The 21,323-nt window shown below is 45.3% G+C and carries 21 protein-coding genes and 1 pseudogene; 10 read left to right on the top strand and 12 right to left on the bottom strand.

What is annotated here, in order from left to right; genetic code table 11:
* The first annotated feature begins 151 nt into the window (after nucleotides 1-151).
* From A28LD_RS06605 to A28LD_RS11945, 4 genes are all read left to right on the top strand, one after another.
* Nucleotides 152-2,554: a TonB-dependent receptor plug domain-containing protein gene (locus A28LD_RS06605; RefSeq protein ID WP_007420301.1), complete on the top strand. Its 2,403-nt coding sequence runs from the start codon at nucleotides 152-154 to the stop codon at nucleotides 2,552-2,554.
* Nucleotides 2,555-2,833: 279 nt separating this feature from the next.
* Nucleotides 2,834-3,127 carry a hypothetical protein gene (locus A28LD_RS06600; RefSeq protein WP_007420300.1) on the top strand — a complete coding sequence of 98 codons (294 nt, stop codon included), beginning with the start codon at nucleotides 2,834-2,836 and terminating at the stop codon, nucleotides 3,125-3,127.
* A gap of 45 nt (nucleotides 3,128-3,172) precedes the next feature.
* Nucleotides 3,173-3,616, top strand: a complete 444-nt coding sequence (locus A28LD_RS06595) for a copper chaperone PCu(A)C (RefSeq protein ID WP_007420299.1) — start codon at nucleotides 3,173-3,175, stop codon at nucleotides 3,614-3,616.
* 164 nt (nucleotides 3,617-3,780) lie between these two features.
* A complete protein-coding gene (locus A28LD_RS11945) occupies nucleotides 3,781-4,506 on the top strand; it encodes a TIGR04219 family outer membrane beta-barrel protein (protein WP_007420298.1) in 726 nt (241 codons plus the stop codon).
* A gap of 62 nt (nucleotides 4,507-4,568) precedes the next feature.
* On the opposite strand, the gene A28LD_RS06585 is transcribed toward A28LD_RS11945, so the two are convergent.
* From A28LD_RS06585 to A28LD_RS06565, 5 genes are all read right to left on the bottom strand, one after another.
* A complete protein-coding gene (locus tag A28LD_RS06585) occupies nucleotides 4,569-5,060 on the bottom strand; it encodes a DUF3299 domain-containing protein (protein ID WP_007420297.1) in 492 nt (163 codons plus the stop codon).
* Nucleotides 5,061-6,398, bottom strand: a complete 1,338-nt coding sequence (locus A28LD_RS06580; protein WP_007420296.1) for an ABC transporter permease — start codon at nucleotides 6,396-6,398, stop codon at nucleotides 5,061-5,063.
* The gene (locus A28LD_RS06575; protein WP_007420295.1) at nucleotides 6,398-7,111 is read right to left on the bottom strand and encodes an ABC transporter ATP-binding protein; all 714 of its coding nucleotides are present in this window, start codon (nucleotides 7,109-7,111) and stop codon (nucleotides 6,398-6,400) included. Before A28LD_RS06575 ends, A28LD_RS06580 begins: the two co-directional genes overlap by 1 nt.
* A gap of 8 nt (nucleotides 7,112-7,119) precedes the next feature.
* The gene (ppa, locus tag A28LD_RS06570) at nucleotides 7,120-7,653 is read right to left on the bottom strand and encodes an inorganic diphosphatase (RefSeq protein WP_007420294.1); all 534 of its coding nucleotides are present in this window, start codon (nucleotides 7,651-7,653) and stop codon (nucleotides 7,120-7,122) included.
* 110 nt (nucleotides 7,654-7,763) lie between these two features.
* Nucleotides 7,764-8,771 (bottom strand): class 1 fructose-bisphosphatase, encoded by a 1,008-nt coding sequence (locus tag A28LD_RS06565; protein WP_007420293.1) that lies wholly within the window; start codon nucleotides 8,769-8,771, stop codon nucleotides 7,764-7,766.
* Between the two features lie 180 nt (nucleotides 8,772-8,951).
* On the opposite strand from A28LD_RS06565, the gene mpl reads away from it, so the two are divergent.
* The 6 genes and pseudogenes from mpl (at nucleotide 8,952) to panP (ending at nucleotide 15,246) form a co-directional block, all read left to right on the top strand.
* Complete coding sequence (gene mpl, locus A28LD_RS06560; RefSeq protein ID WP_007420291.1) at nucleotides 8,952-10,394, top strand: UDP-N-acetylmuramate:L-alanyl-gamma-D-glutamyl-meso-diaminopimelate ligase; 1,443 nt, start codon at nucleotides 8,952-8,954, stop codon at nucleotides 10,392-10,394.
* 14 nt (nucleotides 10,395-10,408) lie between these two features.
* A complete protein-coding gene (locus A28LD_RS06555; RefSeq protein ID WP_007420290.1) occupies nucleotides 10,409-11,083 on the top strand; it encodes a flavin prenyltransferase UbiX in 675 nt (224 codons plus the stop codon).
* A gap of 27 nt (nucleotides 11,084-11,110) precedes the next feature.
* On the top strand, nucleotides 11,111-12,043 hold the full coding sequence (locus A28LD_RS06550; RefSeq protein ID WP_007420289.1) for an ABC transporter ATP-binding protein: 933 nt from the start codon (nucleotides 11,111-11,113) through the stop codon (nucleotides 12,041-12,043).
* Between the two features lies 1 nt (nucleotide 12,044).
* Entirely contained in the window at nucleotides 12,045-12,818 is a 774-nt protein-coding gene (locus A28LD_RS06545; protein WP_007420288.1) for an ABC transporter permease, read from the top strand.
* A 6-nt stretch (nucleotides 12,819-12,824) separates the two neighbouring features.
* A pseudogene (gene trmB, locus A28LD_RS06540) lies at nucleotides 12,825-13,487 on the top strand (tRNA (guanine(46)-N(7))-methyltransferase TrmB); the annotation flags it as partial.
* Between the two features lie 112 nt (nucleotides 13,488-13,599).
* Entirely contained in the window at nucleotides 13,600-15,246 is a 1,647-nt protein-coding gene (gene panP, locus A28LD_RS06535; protein ID WP_007420286.1) for a pyridoxal-dependent aspartate 1-decarboxylase PanP, read from the top strand.
* 71 nt (nucleotides 15,247-15,317) lie between these two features.
* On the opposite strand, the gene panC is transcribed toward panP, so the two are convergent.
* The 7 genes from panC to sfsA all read right to left on the bottom strand — a co-directional run bounded on the left by panC (nucleotide 15,318) and on the right by sfsA (nucleotide 21,247).
* Complete coding sequence (gene panC, locus A28LD_RS06530; RefSeq protein WP_007420285.1) at nucleotides 15,318-16,178, bottom strand: pantoate--beta-alanine ligase; 861 nt, start codon at nucleotides 16,176-16,178, stop codon at nucleotides 15,318-15,320.
* 27 nt (nucleotides 16,179-16,205) lie between these two features.
* Nucleotides 16,206-17,003, bottom strand: a complete 798-nt coding sequence (gene panB / locus A28LD_RS06525) for a 3-methyl-2-oxobutanoate hydroxymethyltransferase (protein WP_007420284.1) — start codon at nucleotides 17,001-17,003, stop codon at nucleotides 16,206-16,208.
* Nucleotides 17,004-17,015: 12 nt separating this feature from the next.
* Entirely contained in the window at nucleotides 17,016-17,513 is a 498-nt protein-coding gene (gene folK / locus A28LD_RS06520) for a 2-amino-4-hydroxy-6-hydroxymethyldihydropteridine diphosphokinase (RefSeq protein ID WP_040487104.1), read from the bottom strand.
* Nucleotides 17,506-18,909, bottom strand: coding sequence for a polynucleotide adenylyltransferase PcnB (pcnB, locus tag A28LD_RS06515; protein ID WP_007420282.1), 1,404 nt, complete (start codon nucleotides 18,907-18,909; stop codon nucleotides 17,506-17,508). The genes folK and pcnB overlap by 8 nt, the downstream gene beginning before the upstream one ends.
* Nucleotides 18,910-18,990: 81 nt before the next feature.
* Nucleotides 18,991-19,944: a tRNA glutamyl-Q(34) synthetase GluQRS gene (gluQRS, locus tag A28LD_RS06510; protein WP_007420281.1), complete on the bottom strand. Its 954-nt coding sequence runs from the start codon at nucleotides 19,942-19,944 to the stop codon at nucleotides 18,991-18,993.
* 6 nt (nucleotides 19,945-19,950) lie between these two features.
* Nucleotides 19,951-20,406 (bottom strand): RNA polymerase-binding protein DksA, encoded by a 456-nt coding sequence (dksA, locus tag A28LD_RS06505; RefSeq protein WP_007420280.1) that lies wholly within the window; start codon nucleotides 20,404-20,406, stop codon nucleotides 19,951-19,953.
* Between the two features lie 142 nt (nucleotides 20,407-20,548).
* Nucleotides 20,549-21,247 (bottom strand): DNA/RNA nuclease SfsA, encoded by a 699-nt coding sequence (sfsA, locus tag A28LD_RS06500; protein WP_007420279.1) that lies wholly within the window; start codon nucleotides 21,245-21,247, stop codon nucleotides 20,549-20,551.
* Nucleotides 21,248-21,323 lie beyond the last annotated feature (76 nt).

Genomic DNA, 21,323 nt, shown 5'->3' with positions numbered 1-21,323 from the left:
CTGTTTTTAAACATTAATTTAGCTATATGCAGTTAAGTTGTTATACTTTTCCGCTATACTTTGGTCTGAACTGGTCTTGTTGTTTTGTGGTTTTCCCTGTTAGATTGTTCTTACATTAGTAGTAAATAAAATGTAAGTGAGGGAAAACATCATGAAAAAAACAACGATTAGTATCGCAATAGCATCTATTGTATCCATTCCTGCAATTGCTTATTCGCAAGATGCAAACACCACAGCCCAGGCATCTGACCCTGAACGCATTCAAGTGATTGGTTCGCGCTTAAGTGTGCGTACCGCAACAGAGGGCTCGGCGCCGGTAGACATTATTTCCGCTGAAGATCTTGTAGCCGCAGGCTTTACAGAAACTGCAAAAGCACTGCAATACGCCGTGCCTAGCTTTAATTTTCCTACATCGTCTATTACCGATGGCTCTGATGCGGTTCGCCCTGCGTCATTGCGAGGGCTATCGCCCGATCATACACTGGTATTGGTGAACGGTAAGCGCCGGCACAGCAGTTCTCTTGTGCACTTAAACGGTACTACCGGCCGTGGTAGCTCAAATGCCGATTTAAACGCCATTCCAATTTCCGCAATTAAACGTATTGAAGTTCTACGTGATGGCGCATCTGCGCAATATGGTTCGGATGCAATAGCAGGTGTTATAAACATCGTATTGAAGGACAACGCCCAAGGCGGTGACCTCAGCCTTAGTGTTGGCCAAACTTACGAAGGCGATGGCGAGCAAGTTAAGCTTCATGGAAGTTTTGGTGTAAACCTTAATAATCGTGGGTCAATTGTATTTTCTGGAGAGTATCACGATAAGGGGAGAACAAACCGTGCTGGTTTAGATCCTCGCCAGCAATACCCACTAGTTGATGGCGAACCTGATCCCCGTGAGGCAACTTTCGATCGTAGAAGCCATCACGTTGGTGATGCAGAATTTGAGAACGTAGGGTTGTTCTTTAATGCCGAATATGAAGTTGGAACAGGTGAACTATATTCATTTGGCGGCTTTAGTGAGCGCACTACAAAATCTGGTGCATTTTATCGTAGAGCATTAGATGGTCGTAACGTCACAGATGTATACCCAGATGGCTTCTTGCCGTTATTATCACCAGATACGAACGATACCTCTATTGCTGCTGGATATCGGTTTGACCTCGGGAGCTGGTTTGCGGATGCCTCAATTGTGTATGGCGAAAGTGAGTTCAATTATCGCCTAGAAAACTCATTAAATGCATCATTTGGTGCCGCATCACAAACAGAGTTTGATGCAGGTACATTAGTACATGATGAACTTAATGCTAGTTTTGAGATTTCACGCTTATATGAGTTCTATAACTACTCTGATTTATCCGTGGCGCTGGGCGTAAGCTATCGTGAAAATGGCTACCAAATTAAGGCCGGTGAGCCTGCTTCTTATGAAGATGGTGGCTTTGATAATCGTGCAGCAGGTAGCCAAGGCTTTACTGGGTTCCGCCCTGATTCAGAAATTAATGAATCGCGCGATAATACCGGTTTATATGTAGAGCTAGAAAACCAACTAACTGAAAACTTCCAATGGGCAGCTGCTTTACGTTATGAAGATTATTCTGATTTTGGTAATAACACCAGCTGGAAGGTATCAGGGCGCTATGCGTTAACTGATCAATTAGCTGTGCGAGCAACGGCGAATACAGGCTTCCGTGCTCCTGGTGTACAGCAACTGTATTTTACTAACATCTCTACGCTGTTCGTAAACCGTGATGGTGAATTAGTTCCGGAGCAATCGGGTACCTTCAATAACTTAAGTGATGTAGCACGTGAACTAGAGGTAGGCGCTTTACAACCCGAAGAATCACAAAGCTTCAGTGCTGGTATAGTTTGGAATGGTTACAACGGTTTATCACTCACGGTAGATGCATACCAAATTGAAATTGATGACCGGATTATTCTCTCGAGTTCATTGATTCCAAGTGATTCTGCCGCGGTTGCCGATGCATTAGCTGTGGCTGGTGCTGATAATGCTCGGTTCTTCATTAATGCCGTTGATACCACCACTCGTGGCCTCGATGTTGTGCTTGCTAAGGAATATGATCTCGCAGAATACGGAAGCCTGCGTGCCCAAGCCGCTTATGGTTATAACAAAACTAAGATTGATGCGGTAAATCTCCCGCAAATCTTGGACGGTTTGGAAGATAAGTTGTTTAATGGTGTAGAGCAAACGCGCATGACACGCTCTGTTCCTAGAAACAGCGGTACTTTATCGTTAACTCATGATTACGATAAGTTACAAACGCACCTAGCATTTAGTTATTTCGGTGATTATATTCTGGAAAACAACTCAGGCACTCAAACTACTTTCAGCGGAAAGTGGATAGCTGATCTATCGTTCCGATATCAAGCTACAGAATCCGTTGCAGTTAGAGTGGGTGCGCAAAACCTGTTTGATACGTACCCAGATAAGCAACTACCAGAGAACCAATTTAATGGAATTTTTCTTTACCCGAATACCAATGCGCCGTTTGGCTTTAATGGCGGTTACTACTACGCGGAAGTGAGCTACCGCTTCTAAGTTACCCAAAATTAATCGAAATGATAAGCAGCCTAACGTTTCTAGGCTGCTTTTTTTTTGGTGGAACCTAATATGTAAAAAACACTAAATATTAGTAAAAAACACTAATAGAAACCTAAAGAGAGTGGGCTTTGCCTCGCGATGCTTCCGTTTTATAGCTCCAAAACGTTACATATTAGGCTCTTAATCGAATTTTTAAGTTTGGCACGGAATCTGCAGTAACTATTCTAGAAATGAAAAGCTATCTAACAATGGGTAGTACCTATCTAGGAGAACGGCATGAAAACGTTTTTATTGATTTTATTAATGGTGGCATTACTAGCAGTCTTTGGGCCAACGCTGGTTGGTTTCATTATTAGCTTGCTTGCGGTAGTTGTTGTACCGGTGTTCGTAGTTGCGTTGCTTGCAGGCGTTGCGTTTGCGGTAGGTATTGCACTCTTCGGTAGTACCGTTTTAGCTGTAGCGATCGCTTCAGCGGTGTTAGTGCTTGTAGGCTTTAGTTTGTTTTGGCCAATCTTATTAATCGCCTTAGTGGTATGGATTTTTAGCCGAAACCGTACCCAAACCGCGTAAAATTGGTTAAAGTGATTTCCTGATAAAAACAAACAGGAAATTAACATGCGTAAAATATTCACTCTCGCAATCACTAGCCTTTGCATCGGCCTACTAGCCACAGTATCGCCGGCCTTTGCCGAAGTTGAGATTGAAAGCTTATGGTTACGCGAAAGTATTCCAGGGCAACCGAATGGTGCTGGTTTTGGTGTTTTGCGTAACAGTGGTGATCAAGATGTTCTTTTAGTTGCTGCTAGCAGCCCCATTGCTGGTGATATCGAGATTCATCAGCACGTGCGCGAAGGTGAACAAATGCGCATGGAGCAGATGGAAGCTCTTGTGGTTCCAGCGGGTGAAACTGTTTCGCTGCAACCAGGCGGATATCATTTGATGCTAATCGGCTTAACGGCCCCATTGGTTATCGGCGAATACCATGATGTAACTCTCATATTTAGTGATGGCAATGAAATAACAATTAGAACTCCGGTAAAAGCTCTAGTTCGCAACTAAGATAGTAGCCACTAATTGGTGTTGTGATTAAACATAATAGTTATTAACCATCGGATTAATAAGTAAAATACTCGTAAAAGTTTTGCATTTAATTGGTAAACTTGTAGAGTTCGAAGCATTGAAGCTTAATTAAAAACTTTTAGGAAATGGAGAAACTTAAACCGATGAAAAAGATGTTAAGTATTACTGCTGCAACTTGTTTAGTTGCGCTATCTGCACCAGTTTCAGCTGATGTGTTATTTAGTTTAGAGGCGGAAGCACAATATTGGCAAGCTGATGCGGGTGGTTATCATACTTATGCACAAACGCTAGATAGCGGTGATATTTATGATTGGAAAAAATCGGGACAACTAGGTTTCGGCGTTACGCTAACTCATTTTATACCTTTGATTCCTAACTTTAAATTTGAAACCCAAGAGCTCAAGTTTACGGGTGATTACAATACCTTTGAAACCATTAGTATCGATTTGAGCCATGAAACCTATACGTTGTTTTATGCTCCATTTGATAATGATGTAGTGGCTATTCACTTTGGAGCAAGTTTAAAACAATTTGATGGTTATGTGGCTCCAAACTTGGGTATGACTCATCAGCCGTTTTGGGAAATTGATGAAGATGTTGTATCGGCTTACTTGAAACTCGCCGCTGGCTTGCCGTTTAGCGGCCTTTCAGTGGTTGCCGAAGGCCACTTTGGTTCGTTTGGCGATAATGATTTGCACGATATTCAAGGCGCTGTTCGCTATCGTTTTCTTGATTCTCTCGCTTTTGATGGTTATCTAAGTGTTGGGTATCGTTCGATAAAAATAGATTTTGACGATACAACCACTTTTATGACCCGCTATCAGTATGATTTTACTGGGCCATTTGCTAGCTTATCGATACGTTTCTAAAGATCGAAACCGAAAAGGGCACTTCAATTTGAAGAGCCCTTTTTTGTATTCGGAGTTTACGATTAGAAGTAAGAAATTACCGCGTCGGCTTCCATTTGATATCCAACAAGAGCTAAATCTGAATCCCTGTGTTCAACGGTAATGGTTCCGGTTACCCAAACAGCATCGTAAGTTACTGGATAAGGCACGCCTTCTGGAAAAGTAACGTGAATGATCTGGTTTGGCGGTGGCGGTGGCACATGAATGCAAGCGCCAAAGTAAGGTACAAGTAAGAACTCAGTTATACGGCGATCATCGCCTTCGAGTTGTACTACATAACCGGGAATTTTTACTTTTAAGCCATCCAATTCGGGAACAACCGGGGCATCAAGCTCAGTTTGTACTTGCAGATCAGGATTTTGTTCATAGAATATTGGGTCACGCACCGCCGGGGCTTCCCAATCAGAAGGCTTAAGTTCATTCCATTTTAATTCACGAACATCTGCCTGCGCCGCGAATGCCGCTAGGCATATTGTAGCTGCGCTGAATAAACCTATTTGCTTTAAAATTCTCATCTATACCCTCATGGATAAACCATCGCTTAGCGAATTACGATAAGCTCGCCAAGCTGGAATTAAGCTAATCAAGAAACCGGCAACAAACACTACAGCAAGGCGCAACCATTCGGCATTAGAAATACCGCTTAGTTCCACCACGATACCGAAGCTTGATTGAATCCACGGTGCTAACGCGAAAATGAAGCCGTAAAGTAAACCTACACCAACCGCCATTCCAGCCAGAGTTAAAACCATGGTTTCACTTACTAGTAAAGTGAATATGGTGCCGGGGCCAGCGCCGATAGAACGCAGCACGGCCATTTCCCGGCGGCGTTCACGTAAGCTAGCCAATATAGTTGCCAACATGCCGAGTAGGCCTGCCAACAACACGAATCCTGATACCACCGAAAGAGCCCGTTCAAAGCCGCTTAGCGTGCGCCAAAGCTCGTGCAGTGTTGAACCCGGCATAATGGCCGTAAGCGGTTCTTCGCGGTAAGTATTGATTTCGCGTTGCATGAATATGGCACGCGGTTTACTTTGCAAACCTACAAAAAATGCACTTATTCCGGGAATTGGTGGCTCGGCAACTTGGCTACTGCCTTCATGTTCATGATGTTGGTGAGTGTTATGATTTTGGTGTTCATGTTCATGGTGATCATCTTCATTATGCTCATGGCCCGTATGTTCATGACCTTCATGCTCATCATGAGCGTGATCATCTGTGCCGCCATGCATCATATCAAGATCGCGAAGGCCAATATAAATAGCCTGATCAACCGGGGTGCCTGTACGTTCTAACACTCCTGCAATTTGCATAGGGTGATCATCATGTTCATGGAAGCTTATGCTGCCGGTGCCGTGAGCGATAATAAGGTTGCTACCCACTTGTAAGCTAAGTTGGCGCGCAACTTCTGCGCCAATAACGGCTTCGCGGCGCTGAAAGGCTTGGCCTTCAGCGAATTCTAATGGTTGTTGTTGGGCGTAACGAAAATGCTCAAAGAAAGCAGGCTCTGTGGCTACTACTGGGAAACCTCGAACGCTATCGCCCAATGCAATAGGCACGCTCCAAGCTACTTGGCTATTGTTTGCCCAATGCTGGTAGGTATTCCAAGTGATATTATTGGTAGGGTTACCAATATGAAATACGGAATAAAGTAATAAGTTAACGGAGCCGCTGCGTGCACCAACAATTAAATCGGTGCCAGATATAGTGTTGGCAAATCCTGAGCGCGTTTCTTGGCTTACGCGTTCAACCCCGAGCAGCAACATTACGCTGATGGCAATGGCCATAAGCGTAAGCACAGCATTTGATTTTCGGCTCAGAAGGCTTGCAGCCGCAAGTTTAGCTATTCGCATTATGCCTCCCCGCCATTACTGTTACCTTGGTTAATTTGGGCAAGCTCAACAATACGATCAAAATGATGGCTTAGCGAAGTATCGTGAGTTACAAAAACCAAGGTTATATTTTGCTGCTCACATTCTTCATTGAGTAAATTCAAAAATGTATCACGTGCATCGGTATCTAATGCTGATGTAGGTTCATCGGCGATAATTAATTCAGGAGCGCCAATTAAGGCTCGTGCCGCTGCAACTCGCTGTTGCTGGCCAACACTCAAATTACCTGCAGGCTTTCCCCATAATTCTGGTGCTATACCCAAGCGTGTTAGCAAGCGCTCACTTTCGGCACGTGCGGATATATTTCTACCAACGAGCCTTTGAGCTCGCGATTTAGAGAAATCGATAGCAAGCAGAACGTTTTGAATAACACTGAGATATGGAAGAAGGTTAAATTGCTGGAAAATATAGCCGATGTGGTCGGCGCGAAACTTATCGCGCTTACGCTGTGATAACTGGCTTAAATCTTTATCGAGAACCGTTAAGGTACCCGATTGTACCGCATGTACGCCCGCTAGAAGCGAGAGCAATGTTGATTTACCGCTGCCGCTTGGGCCACGCAACAAAATGCGTTCGCCACTTTCAATAGCAAGTTCGGCAATATCAATGGTAGGTTGTGATTGACGCGGCCAGCAGAACTTAATCTGCAGGCCACGTATGCACTGGGTAGCCATACTGCTACTTATTTCTTCTCTTGGGCACGAGCGTAAGATGATTCAATTTCTTCTTTCGCTTCTTTGATATCGCCCCAACCTTCAACTTTTACCCACTTTCCTTTCTCAAGCTCTTTATAGCGCTCAAAGAAATGTGTGATTTGCGCGCGAAGTAACTCAGGTAAATCGTTCACATCTTCAATGTGATCGTATTCTTTGCTGAGCTTGCTCACTGGAACAGCTACAATTTTCGCATCTTCACCCGATTCATCGCTCATTTTCAGAACGCCAACCGGGCGGCAACGAATTACACAACCAGGTTGCAATGGATGTGGAGTAGGAACTAAAACATCTACTGGGTCGCCATCTAGTGACAAAGTATCGTTCATATAGCCATAGTTACATGGATAGAACATCGGAGCTGTCATAAAACGATCGACAAAGAGAGCGCCAGAATCTTTATCTACTTCATATTTTATTGGATCTGCATTCGCAGGGATTTCAATAATTACATTGATTTCATCTGGCAAGTTTTTGCCTGCAGGTACATCATTCAAGCTCATGTATTGTTCCTTTGATATCTAAAATAAATTCGAATCTAAATTAAAAGCTTTCAGGCTATATCTCTCGATTATAGCGAATCTTTGTGATTCAACTCAAAGCAATCTAACCATTATTTTGTGTGAAAGGGCGCATCTGGGCGCTTACACTCAAATTTCTTAAAGTAATCCAAGCAAATATCTACTTCGTTACGTGAACCCATCACTACTGAAACACGCTCGTGAATATCCGTTGGTTGTAATGACATAATACGCTCATAACCTGTACTCGAGCGGCCGCCAGCTTGCTCTACTAAAAAGCTCATGGGGTTTGCTTCGTACATTAAGCGTAACTTACAAGGTTTATCCGGGTTCCGACAATCGGCCGGATAAGCAAAAATGCCACCGCGCGATAAAACTCGGTGTACATCGGAAACCATTGCCGCATTCCAACGCATATTGAAATTTTTCTTGCGGATACCTTCGCTGCCGATAAGTAAATCAGCAATGTAATGTTCCATTGGATCTGTCCAGAAGCGGCGATTCGACATATTGATAGCGAATTCTTTGGTATCTTCTGGAACTCTTACTTGCTCAACGGTTAGTAGGAACTCGCCTACGGTATGATCTAAGGTGAACATACGGACACCTTTACCGGTAGTGAGCACTAACATCGTTGAAGGGCCATATAAAATATAGCCAGCAGCTATTTGCTCATCACCAGTTTGTAAGAACAAATCGGTGCCTTCGGCCGCATGATCGGGTTTTTCAAGGATTGAAAAAATAGTACCAACGGAACCATTAATATCAATATTTGAGCTACCATCGAGTGGGTCGAAAGCCACCAAATACTTCGCATCTGGGTTGCCCATTACAACAAAATCTTCTTCTTCAGAAGCTACGGCATGCACAAGGTTGGTTTCCAGCAGCATATTTTTAATCAGCTGGTTGGATACGATATCGAGTTTTTTCTGCGTTTCACCTTGAATATTTTGGTCAAGGGTTGAGCCAAGAGTACCGGCTAAACTACCTTGATGAAGCAAGTGAGAGATTTCTTTTGTGGCAGTGAGCAAAGTATTGATCACAGAAATTAAGTGCAAGGGAACATGGTCATTGTTCAGAACGGGAATCAAGCGTTGCATGATTAGCCTCTGGTTGTCGTTTAGGTGTTGCCGGAAACGCCCGCAAGTTTACCTTAAAACATCGTTCGATGCCTCCTTTTTGCGCATTCATTGCGCAGGCTCCCCATACCGCAGTACAGATGCTTAGGAATAAATGAAGTGGTATGATTACAGGTTCTTATGGTTTAGCGAAGGCAGCAGATGAAGCATATTCATATTCTTGGAATTTGTGGCACCTTTATGGGCGGGATTGCCGCTCTTGCGAAAGCGCTTGGCTACCAAGTAACCGGCAGTGATAGTAATGTTTATCCACCTATGAGCACGCAGCTTGAGAAGCTTGGTATTAACCTGTTCCAAGGTGATGATTTACAGCAACTACAACCAACCCCTGATTTAGTGATCATAGGCAATGCGCTAAGCCGCGGAAATCCAGTTGTTGAAGCGGTTCTAGAACGAAAGCTTGCATATCAATCGGGCCCTCAATGGCTTGGCGAAGCGCTGTTGCGTGAGCGCCATGTATTAGCGGTTTCAGGAACTCATGGCAAAACCACAACGGCTTCTATGTTGGTTTGGGTTCTTGAACAAGCGGGAATAAACCCAAGCTTCCTCGTGGGTGGTGTGGTGCAACCATATAATGAAACGGCACGTTTAACCGATAGCCCCTATTTTGTTATTGAGGCGGATGAATACGATACTGCTTTCTTTGATAAACGTTCAAAATTCCTTCATTACTTCAGCGACACGCTGGTAATGAACAACCTGGAATTTGATCACGCTGATATTTTTTCTGATCTAGCGGCAATCCAACAGCAGTTTGCTTACGTTTTACGCACGGTACCTCGAAATGGGCATGTTATTTATCCACCTGCTGTGAAGGCGCTAGCTGAGGTAGTGGCAAAAGGCTGTTGGTCGGAGCGGGTGTGCACGGGTGAAAATGAGGCATGGGATACCAAACTGTTAAATTCCGCCGGTAGCACGTTTGCAGTACTACATAATGGTGCTGAGGTTGCCCAAGTAACGTGGGATCTCATCGGAAAGCATAACGTTGAAAACGGCCTCATGGCTTTGGTAGCGGCTGCTCAAGTTGGTGTTGAGCCGAAGCTAGCAGCGGAAGCGTTGAGCCGGTTTACTTCGCCAGCGCGGCGGTTACAATTGCGCGGTGAACTTGCTGGTGTTCATGTTTATGATGATTTTGCGCATCATCCTACGGCGATTGCTACTACACTTCAGGCAATGCGCGCTCATGTTGGGCAGGATGCGCGAATTGTGGCAATTTTTGAACCACGTTCAAACACCATGAAAGCTGGGGTGCATAAAGATACGTTAGCCGCTGCATTTGTTGATGTCGATGAAGTTTATGGTTTGCAGCCAGAAGGCGCAAACTGGCAATTGGCAACTCAACTGGCACCTTTAACTCAAGCTCTGAATGAGAGGAACGTGCCGGTGGTTGTTTGTGATAACGTTCAAGATCTTGCTAATGAAGTGCTACAAGCCTATCAAGAACGTGTGCGCGATAGCGGATCTAGTGTTGAAGGTGCACAAGCAACGAGAGAATATTGGGTTGTGATGAGCAATGGCGCCTTTGGTGGGATACACCAACTATTGCTTGATAGCCTTACCAACATAATCGCTAAAGCGGAATAGAATGGGGTAGTAGCGTGACATCACAGTTTTCAAATCGTTCGGCTGGGCAAACTTTCAGCCCAGAGCAAAGCCAAGATAATCGCGTAACCTTAGCGATCACAGGTGCCTCGGGTGCTCCTTATGCGCTGCGTTTGCTAGAGTGCCTGCTGGCGCAAAATCAGCAAGTTCTATTGCTAATATCTAGCGCGGCTCGAGTAGTATTTGCCACTGAAGAAAACCTAAAAATTCCGGGTGCGCCAGATGCAGCGCAGAAGTTTCTCTGCGACCATTTTGGGGTAACCGAAAATCAGTTGAAAGTGTATGGTAAAGAAGAGTGGTTTTCACCGGTAGCCTCGGGCTCAGCTGCGCCGAAGCGTATGGTGGTATGCCCATGTTCAACGGGAAGCTTAGCTTCTATCGCCACAGGCGCAAGCGATAATCTAATTGAACGTGCAGCCGATGTTGTTTTGAAAGAACGTGGGCAATTGATTATAGTGCCGCGCGAAATGCCGCTGCATAGCATTCATTTAGAACACATGCTTACCCTTTCACGCATGGGTGTTACCATTATGCCTGCGGCGCCAGGCTTCTATCATCAACCACAATCGATCGCTGATCTTGTTGATTTTGTTGTGGCTCGAATTCTTGATCATCTCGGCCTAAGCCAGCAATTAGTAAGCCGCTGGGGCTACGATCAACGCAATTCATAATATTCGAATTATTAACCGGAGTAGCGCATGACCAATGCACTTGAAATTAAAGGGCTGCGGAAAGTTTATCGCGGTGGCCTTGTTGCCCTTAAAGGTGTGGACCTAATCGTGCGAGAGGGTGATTTCTATGCCCTGTTGGGCCCAAATGGTGCGGGTAAATCTACCACTATTGGAATTATCTCTTCGTTAGTGAATAAAACCGCAGGTTCGGTGAAAGTATTTGGCTACGATCTTGATAGCCACATTAATGAAGTGAAACAGCACATTGGCTTGGTTCCGCAAGAATTTAACTTTAACCAGTTTGAAACCGTGGAACAAATAGTGGTGAACCAAGCTGGTTATTACGGTGTTTCTCGCAAGTTAGCGCGCGAACGTGCGGAAAAGTATCTTACCCAGCTAGGGTTGTGGGAAAAACGCGATGATCGTGCTAGAACTCTTTCAGGCGGTATGAAGCGCCGTTTAATGATTGCCCGCGCATTACTGCATGAGCCGAAGTTGCTGATTTTGGATGAGCCAACCGCAGGTGTAGATATCGAGCTTCGCCGTTCGATGTGGGAGTTTTTAACGCGTATTAACAGGCAGGGCGTAACTATTATTCTTACTACCCACTACTTGGAAGAAGCCGAAATGCTTTGCCGCAATATCGGTATTATTGATAAAGGCCAAATCATTGAAAACACAACGATGAAATCGTTGTTAGGCAAACTCAATATCGAAACTTTTGTGCTCGATCTCGAAACCAGCGTAAATGCTCCCGATATCAAAAGTGCTGCGGCGCGGATTATTGATGATCACACCATTGAAGTTGATGTGGCGAAATCTGCCGGCCTGAATTCGGTGTTTACTGAACTTTCAGAGCAAGGTATTAAAGTGCTTTCAATGCGGAATAAGGCGAATCGTTTAGAAGAGCTGTTCGTGAATTTAGTTGAACAAGGCCGTGAAACGAAGGAGCAGGCGTAATATGAAGAACCCGATTCATTTCACCGCACTAAAAACGATTTGGATAAAAGAATGCACCCGATTTTTACGAATTTGGGTGCAAACATTGGTTCCACCGGCGATAACTATGACGTTATATTTTGTCATTTTCGGCAGTTTGATTGGTAGCCGTATTGGTGAAATGGGTGGCGTGAGCTACATGGAATTTATTGTGCCCGGCTTGATTATGATGTCGGTTATCACCAATGCCTATTCGAACGTAGCTGCTTCGTTTTTTAGTGCTAAGTTCCAACGTAATCTAGAAGAAATGTTGGTGGCACCGGTATCGAACATCACTATTATTCTTGGCTATGTTGGCGGCGGTGTTGCCCGTTCATTGATAGTTGCGGTTATCGTTACCATCGTTTCTGGTTTCTTTGTGGAATTAAATATTCAAAGCTACGGAATGATTATTCTAACTGTTTTGCTTACGGCTACGCTGTTTGCGCTCGGTGGTTTATTGAATGCGATGTTTGCGAAAACGTTTGATGATATATCGATTATTCCAACCTTCGTACTAACGCCACTTACTTATTTAGGCGGCGTATTCTATTCGATCACCTTGTTGCCTGAATTTTGGCAAACCGTTTCGCAAGCGAACCCGATTATTTATATGGTAAACGGCTTCCGTTATGGCTTTATCGGAGTTTCTGATATTGCACCTACCGTTGCAATTGGGGTATTGGTTACCTTTAATATCGCGTTCTTTGTACTCGCTTGGTGGCTGTTGCGCCGTGGCACAGGTACGCGTACTTAATAGCTTATGGATACTGCGAATTCTCGTGCGATTACAAGCAACCAGTTGGGCGTGCATGCTGATATTCCGCATTTAGTTGCGAAGTATTGGCAAAGCACGTTCCTAAAGCCGGTAGCTCAACACAGTGCTGAGGCTTTTGCTGAGGTTGAGAAAAAGCTAGCAACCTTTAATGGGCCGCTAATTCTTGATTCTTGTTGTGGTGTCGGTGAAAGCACAGCCGAACTCGCGCGCCGTTACCCAGATGCGCTTGTGGTTGGTATTGATAAATCGGCTCACCGGCTTGGAAAGCATGTGTTTCATAGTCAATCACGCGCTGGCGAGTATTTGCTAGTACGAGCCGATTTAAATGATTTTTGGCGCTTGGCACGCGAAGCTGAATGGCAACCGCTGAAGCATTTTGTTTTATACCCTAACCCGTGGCCGAAGAAAAAGCACCTTGGGCGCCGTTGGCATGGGGCACCTGTGTTCCCCGAATTAGTGCGTTTGGGTGGTGAAATTGAGCTGCGCAGTAACTGGCCAATTTATTTGCAGGAATTTGCTCTCGCACTTGAATGCTGTGGTATCGCTAGTAAATTTGAGCAGCTGGCAGAGAGCCAGAATCCGATAACGCCCTTTGAGCGTAAGTATCAGGCTAGCAAGCAAAGGCTATGGCAGTTAACAGCAGATTTGCGCGGTGCAGAGTTGGTTGCGCCCAGTGAAATAGCAAGATTAACGGCGCTAGCAGAAACTAATGCAAATGTGCTAAAGTCTGCCGCTCAAAAAACTTGGCCAGGAGATGCGTGTGGCACCTAAAACCACAGCGGAAGTGAGTATGGATGCGCTGTATCGAATCTTCACGGTTCCTGAAGCGCCTGATTCCACACTCGGTAAAATAGAACAGCATTTATCAGAAAATCTCGAAGGGTTTCTTTCTTCGCATATCGTTACGCAAGAACGCCCTTTACACGAGATAGAGAATGATTTTGCTTACAGTGATATTCCTGAACAACCTGAGTTCGTATCTGATCACACCGAAACACTGCTGAAGAAGTTGGTTGCCCAATCAGTGCATACCGCTTCACCTCGCTTCATTGGCCACATGACATCGGCATTGCCTTATTTCTTATTGCCTTTGGCAAAGCTTATGGTGGGCTTGAATCAAAATCTGGTGAAAATCGAAACATCAAAAGCCTTCACCCCAATGGAGCGGCAAGTTCTCGGAATGATGCACCATTTAGTGTATGGCCAAGAAAAGCCGTTTTACGATCGTTGGATGCATAGTGCCGATCATTCGTTAGGTGCTTTTTGTTCTGGCGGTACCATTGCCAATATTTCGGCTCTTTGGGTAGCACGAAACAATTTATTAGCGCCTGATGGTGAGTTTGCGGGTGTTTCTGCAGAAGGGCTGGTAGCAGGCCTGCAACACTATGGTTATAACCGCTTAGTAGTGCTTGTTTCTGAGCGCGGCCACTACTCACTTAGCAAAGCCGCTGATGTATTAGGTATTGGCCGTAAAAATATTGTTAGCGTGCCTGCTGATGATAATAACCGCATTCAGATTGATGCTTTAAAGGCTGCAGCCGCTAAGGTAACCCAAGAAGGTGGTAGGGTAATGGCTATTGTTGGTATTGCCGGCACTACCGAAACGGGCCACGTTGATCCGTTACAAGAAATGGCGGAAATTGCAGCTAAATATCATGCGCACTTCCATGTCGATGCGGCATGGGGTGGAGCTACCTTGATGTCGAATACGTACCGTAAGTTACTTGCCGGCATTGAGCTTGCTGATAGCCTAACCATTGATGCGCATAAGCAAATGTATGTACCTATGGGTGCTGGTATGGTGCTTTTTAAAGATCCTTCTTTAGTAAGCGCAATTGAGCATCATGCTGAATATGTTATTCGCCGCGGTTCAAAAGATCTAGGTAGCCATACCATGGAAGGCTCACGCCCGGGCATGGCCATGCTGGTTTATTCAGCATTGCATGTAATGGGGCGAAAAGGCTATGAATTACTGATTGATACGGGTATCGAACGGGCCAAAGATTTTGCCGCCTTAATTGAGCGGCAAGACGACTTTGAAGTTATTACTCACCCAGAGCTGTGCCTATTAACCTATCGATATGTGCCGGCTGAAATCAAGGCGTTATTGGCCGATGCCAGTGCCGAACAAATTGCTGCGGTTACACCGCATCTAAATATTCTTACCCGTTACATTCAAAAAACTCAGCGTGAGAACGGCCGTTCGTTTGTTTCGCGAACTAAGTTAACACCACGCCAGTATTATCGTGAGGGTACTTTGGTATTCCGAACGGTGTTAGCAAACCCGCTTACTAGTAATGAAATGTTGGCGGATATTATTGTAGAACAGCGAGAAATTGCAGCTACGGCGCCATCATTGAATAAGCATATTATTGATGCGGCCGAGCGTTGTGGCCTGTCGAAATAGGGTTCGCAAAAGCATTTCAATATGATCAGAAAAGGGCCGAAGGGCCCTTTTCTGATCATGTCGACGAAAAATTATAGATTAACTTCGAGATTATCAATCAGGCGAGTTTTTCCTAAATAAGCAGCTATCAGAATCACTAATTCGTTATCACCAATGGTGGCTAGCGCTAAATCTTGCTGTCGGCGAATGCTTACATAATCAGGCGTAAAGCCAGCAGCTTTTAGCTTTTGTTGACTCTCTTGCTCAATCTTTTTTATATCACTAACGGTGGCAATATTTTGCTGCTGTAAAGCCTGCTCAGTACTTCGCATTACGGTGTATATTTGTGCCGCTTGCAGCCTTTGCGCTTCATTAAGATAACCGTTGCGTGAGCTCAGGGCTAGGCCATCGCTTGCACGTTCGGTGGCAACACCGTGAATCTGAATCGGCAACGATAGATCCTCGGTCATAAGGCGAATAACTAAAAGCTGCTGATAATCTTTTTTGCCAAACACGGCATGATCCGGCTGCACCATGTTGAATAACTTACAAACAATGGTGGCTACACCGCGAAAGTGTCCGGGCCGCGAAGCTCCACAAAGTTCGTTGCTAATGTGCGGCACTTCTACAAACGTTTGCTCGCTTAAACCTCGTGGATAAACCATTTCGGTGGTAGGGGTGAACACCGCATCGGCGCCGGCAGCCTTGAGTTTCGCCATATCGGCAGCAAGGGTACGCGGGTAATTATCTAAATCTTCATTAGCGCCAAACTGCATGGGGTTCACATAGATGCTAACAATCACTTTATCAGCCAGAGAGCGCGCGTGCTCAACTAAGCGTAAATGCCCTTGATGCAAGTTCCCCATGGTTGGCACAAAAGCAATGCTGGCGCCGTTGTTAACCCATGTGCTGCGAGTAGCACGCAGATCTTTCAAGCTTTCTAAATGCAACATGAGCTTCACCTTTGTGCCTAAGTACTTTTATGAATTGAAACTATGCTCTGGGCCCGGGAAATCGCCGTTTCGCACTTCGTTAATGTAAGCTTCTACAGCTGCTTTTAAGCTATCGCGGCCAGTTAAAAAGTTTTTCGTGAACTTAGGTAAGTAATCAGCGTTCATGCCGAGCATATCGTGCATTACCAAAATTTGGCCATCGGTTTGGTTACCCGCACCAATACCGATTACCGGGATATTGATAGCTTTCGAAACTTGCTCGCCCAGCGCACTTGGAATACATTCAACCACTAGTAATTGTGCTCCGGCGGCCTCTAAGGCACGAGCTTGATTGATTAATGCTGCTGCGCCATCTTCATCACGGCCTTGCACCTTGTATCCGCCTATCACGTTCACTGATTGCGGTAATAAGCCTAAATGAGCACATACTGGAATGCCTTGGCGTGTAAGTGCTTGCACGATTTCTACGAGCCATTCGCCGCCTTCTAGCTTCACCATGTTGGCGCCTGCACGCATAAGTTCGGCACCTTCAAAACATGCGGTAGCAGGATCGGGGTATGTCATAAAGGGCATATCCGCTATCACAAAAGCTTCAGGCGCTCCGGCACGCACACAACGGGTGTGGTAAGCCACTTCCGTAGTGGTTACTGGCACGGTTGAATCTAAACCTTGTAACACCATACCCAGAGAATCACCAACGAGCAGAACATCAATACCGCAAGTGGCAAATAATTTAGCAAAACTCGAATCGTAAGCGGTAAGGGCAGTGATTTTCTTACCCTCTTGCTTCATTTTTAATAATCCAGCTGTGCGAATACGGCTCATAATGGTGTCCTATTACGTAAAGCTTGGGGCCGGAGCAAGAATTCGTAATTCATTGTCCGGAATAGATAGTGCCAACGACTTTACCGATTTTCCGTTAGGTAAATCAAGCTCCGGCGCTATTTCAGCTAAAGGTATTACTACAAACTCACGTAGCTCTATACCCGGATGTGGCACCTTTAACCGCTCATTATCGATGGTTCGGTTATCGATTAAAAGAATATCTAGATCTAAGGTGCGCGGGCCCCAGTAACGCTCACGCAGGCGGCCGTGTTCTTGCTCAATAGTTTGTAACAAATCAAGTAGTAATAGCGGTTCGAGCTTGGTTTCAAAGGCAGCAACTGCATTCACATAATCAGGCTGATCTTGTGGGCCCATAGGTTTGCTATGATAAAGCGATGAACATTGCAGGTTGCTTACATCAGAGTGCGCATGCAGTTTGGCCAGCGCCGAAGCGATAGCTTCGGCGGGTTGCTGCAAGTTGGCACCTAGCCCGATATAACACTTAGCCATTGGTGTTTTTGCGAGGCGCTCTACGTCGGCGGGGCCGGCGTGCTGGCTTTGCAGCTGCGCTGGCAACTTCACTCGGGTTTTGCTTCTGCAAGTTGGTCCAGAATGCGCCGAGTTCTTCAAGAGCCTTATCGTTTTCAACGCGTGCGCGTAGCAATAAGAAATCATAACCGGCGCGGAATTTTGGATGCGTAAGCAACCGAATGGCACGGCGTGGGCTGGTTTGCTGCAAGCGAAGTTGTAATAGCCATATATCGCGCATTGGAATACTAAAACGCTTCGGAATTGCAATACTGCGTACTTGCCGAGTTAGCGTATCAGCGGCGGCAATTTGCATGGCATCATAAGGTGGTAAGCCGCTTTCTTGCACGATTTCTTCCGAGCGCGCCGACATTGGATACCATAATAAAGCAGCAAACAAATAGGCTGGGTTTACGCCTTTATCTTGGCCTAAACGTTTATCTGTATCGGCAAATACTTGCGTAGCCATGCGATATTCAAGGCTATCTTGTTGCTTTAATACCGATTTCAACACTGGGAATAGGTATTGAAACAGGTTTAGTTCAGTAAGCCGCTCAAAGTTCGCTTGGGCTTTTTGATTCAGGAACAGCTTTAGGAACTCTTCGAATAAACGCGCTGGTGGAATATTATCAAGCAAGTTAGCTAAGCTTCGAATTGGTGCTTCGGTTTCTTTTTCTAAGCGCAAGCCTAGCTTAGTTGCAAAGCGAACGGCACGCAGCATGCGCACCGGATCTTCTCGATAGCGTTGCTCAGGGTCGCCAATCAAACGCAGTAATCCTTGTTCAAGATCGGCAATACCATTGGCAAAATCATAAATGGCGAAATCAGCAATTGAGTAATACAGCGCATTAACTGTGAAATCGCGGCGTTGGGCATCTTCATCAATGGTGCCATATACGTTATCACGCAGGAGCATGCCTTCATCGTCTTGCTTTGAGATATGCTTTTTCTCATCAGCACCATGCTTGGCGTTGCTATCTTCTGCGTGATGGCCACGAAAGGTTGCCACTTCAATAACATCACGGCCATAAACAATGTGCGCTAACCGAAAGCGGCGGCCAATTAATCGGCAATTACGGAAAAGAGATTTTATCTGTTCAGGGCTAGCATTGGTGGCAACATCAAAATCTTTTGGTGTTACACCGAGCAGTAAATCGCGAACACAGCCGCCTACAAGATAGGCATCGAAGCCACCCTTGTTTAATCGATAAAGAACCTTCAACGCATTTTCAGAGATATCCTGACGTGAAATAGGATGTTCCGACCGCGGAATTTTAATAGGCTGTGGTAATGTTTTGCCAGGCTTTACCGCGGTTTTTCCCGGGAAAACTTTCTTAGCAAATGTTGCGAGTTGCTTAATAATTGCCGTGCTCCTCATAGACTTAGGCTATGTACAATTTGCCAGCAATTTTAACCTAATTTTCCCAGAGGGGCTACGTATTCAACCACGCTTCTTCGGCTAGTTTGCTGTATTTAGCCTGTTTTGCTGCCAAGATTCCGTAGCAGCGGCTAAATATGAGTGAATTGAATCAAAATCTTTGCTGTTCGGAAGGTCTAAACCCAAAGCTTGAGCTGCGGCCATTAAGTTATCTTTAGCGTTCTGATTTAATATTGCGGGCGCATGATTTTGTTTACTTAATTTCCGGCCATCAGGGCCGATGACTAAGGGTAAGTGAGCAAGGCGAGGTGTTGGCTTTTGATGTGCGCGTTGCTGATTTAGCTGATTCAATTGCTGCCACAAAGTAAGTTGCCAACCAGAGGCGTGTAACAGATCTTCGCCCCGTACAATATCCGTTATGCCACTGGCGTAATCATCGCTTACTACCGCAAGTTGATAAGCCCAGAGGCCATCGCGGCGGCGTAGAATAAAATCTTCTTGCGCTTGAGGTTTAGCTAAGTGCACTTGCCCATGCCAGCGATCATGAAGTTCGAATATTGGGTTGTTATTAATAAGACGGACCGAGGCGTTATTCGCTTCGCGATGTAACTTTCGGCAGTAACCATCGTAGTGCTCGCCGCGGGCTTTAATTTCGGCTCGTGAACAAGTGCAATAATAGCAAAGCCCTTCTGCGCTTAATTGCTGCAACCAATCGAGGTAGCGTTCACTGTTTTCGCTTTGCCAGCTTACGCTTTCATCCCAATACAAACCATGCGCTTCGAGTTGCTCTAATATGGCATTCGCAGCACCAGCAATTTCGCGGGGAGGATCGATATCTTCTATGCGTACAAGCCATGAGCCTTGGTGCGCCCGGGCATCAAGGTAACTACCTAATGCGGCAACTAAAGAGCCTGCATGTAGTGGGCCGGAGGGGCTGGGAGCAAAACGGCCACGATACTCTCGCTGTTGCGAGGTATTGTGGCCGCTTGAACCTATTGGGTGTTGCTTAGGTTTATTCGCAGTATTTATTGCCATGTGGCATTAAGAGCCGCGCATTTGTTTTTCGCGAATCTCAGCCAAGCTTTTACAATCGATGCACAGATCAGCCGTTGGCCGCGCTTCTAAACGGCGAATACCAATCTCAACACCGCAAGATTCACAGTAACCAAAATCGTTACGCTCAATTAGTTCTAAAGTTTTTTCAATTTTCTTAATTAATTTGCGTTCACGATCGCGCGTACGCAATTCAATTGCGAATTCTTCTTCTTGGGCCGCACGATCTACTGGATCGGCGTAGTTTGATGCTTCTTCCTTTAAGTGACCAACAGTGCGGTCTACTTCAGCGCGAAGTTGCGCTCGCCAAGTTTCCAGAATGCGGCGAAAATGCCCACGTTGAGCATCACTCATATACTCTTCGCCATCTTTTGCTTGGTATGGCGCTAATTCCGCCTGTGCAAGAACCCCATGCGCTTTCTTTTCCTTAGCCGCATCAGACATATTTTATATCCTCCAGGAGGCGATACCTTCCTAAAATTAAGCCCACTTCGTAAAAACGATGGGCATGTATATCAGAAAAAAATAGGGCGTGCAATTTAATCGCCGAGCCAGTTAATTGTGGTTGGGTTTTCTATTTTCAAGTTTATTTCTGCAAATAACTGCCGCTGCAAGTTATTTTTGTATTACTTAACTGAAAATTAACCTCGAGAACCTCTACCCCAGCGGCTTTCGCTTGCGCTACTAGTTCTACATATTCGGGATCAATGTGTACAGCCGGAAGCACAGAATGGATCCCTGAATGTAACACTGCATATACTAATACGGCTCTGTGCCCTTCAGTTTTCATTTGCATTAATGCGTGTAAATGCTTTTTACCCCGAGCAGATACCGCATCAGGAAAATACCCTTGGCCTTCGCTAAGCAATGTTACGGATTTTATCTCTACATAGGTATCCGGCTTATTTTCACCGGAGAGCTTGATATCAATCCTGCTATTTTCTGCGTATTTAACTTCTCGTTGTAATTTACTGTAGCCCGCAAATTGTGGAATAAGCTTTTTTTCGATGGCATCTGCCACCAAATAGTTCGCTTGGCCCGTGTTCACGCAAATCCAATGTTTATCTTGGCTATGGGTTAACTCCCACGTATGTGGGTATTTGCGCTTGGGGTTCGCGCTGGTGCTGTACCAAACTTCACTACCAGGTTCAGCACAACCTGTCATTGCTCCGGTGTTTGGGCAGTGGATAGTAACAACTTCGCCGCTCTCAATTTCTACATCAGCCAAGAAACGTTTGTAACGGCGGTGTAGAATAGCGCGCTGTAGCGGTGGATCAAATTGCATCAGTGGTAGGTTTCCCGTTACAGTATCCCTTGAGATTTATACTTTCATTTTGAGAGTAGGGTTTTGAAAATCAGAT

This window comes from Idiomarina sp. A28L (genome assembly GCF_000218785.1).
Classification (GTDB): domain Bacteria; phylum Pseudomonadota; class Gammaproteobacteria; order Enterobacterales; family Alteromonadaceae; genus Aliidiomarina.
The sequence above is the reverse complement of the archived record's forward strand: the minus strand, read 5'-3'. Positions and strand labels throughout refer to the sequence as shown.